1 protein-coding gene is annotated in these 712 nt (G+C 57.2%); it reads left to right on the top strand.

Going from position 1 to position 712, the window contains the following annotated elements:
• Positions 1-286: 286 nt before the first annotated feature.
• On the top strand, positions 287-712 hold a 426-nt coding region (locus A3754_RS03815; RefSeq protein WP_156496759.1), incomplete at its 3' end, for a sulfite exporter TauE/SafE family protein.

Genomic DNA, 712 nt, shown 5'->3' with positions numbered 1-712 from the left:
GATCACCTGATCGTGATTGGTGAAGTACGGGCACTGAGCCTGCAGCCAACCACCACCACACAGCCCCTGCTGTACTTCAAAGGGCAATACTGCAATCTGGACGCCTCGGTTACCACCTGAGCGCCCTTTACGCCCAGTCACCCCCGAACCCAGCATGGCTTTAGCGGGGTATTTCGCATGGGAAAATGATCACCGGGCATGAACCTGCGCAGGCAACGGCAGACTCACGCCATCCCATTTTTCTGTTACTACATCGCCAACATTTTTGGCTTGCCAGGGTTTTAGTATGGAATTTTTGCTTTATTTGGTTCTGGGTGCGGCCGCCGGGGTATTGGCCGGTCTGTTTGGGGTCGGCGGCGGCATCATCATCGTGCCGGTACTGGTTCTGAGCTTTACCGCCCAAGGCGTGGACCCGCAAGTATTGACCCATCTGGCCGTTGGCACATCACTGGCCACCATCATCTTCACGTCCATCAACTCGGTGATGGAGCATCACCGCAAAGGGGCGGTGCAATGGCCCATTTTCGCCTGGATGACGCTAGGCATCCTGCTTGGCGCGGGGCTTGGCTCGCTGACTGCTGCGTCAATTCAGGGCCCGATGCTGCAGAAGATCATTGGTGTATTTGCCATCGTTATTGCCATTCAAATGGCGCTGGACCTGAAACCCAGAGCCAGCCGTGCGGTGCCTGGCAAGCTGGGGCTAACGGCCGCA

Source organism: Alcanivorax sp. HI0083, from assembly GCF_001635175.1.
Note: the sequence above shows the minus strand (reverse complement) of the source record. Positions and strands in the feature narration are given on the sequence as shown.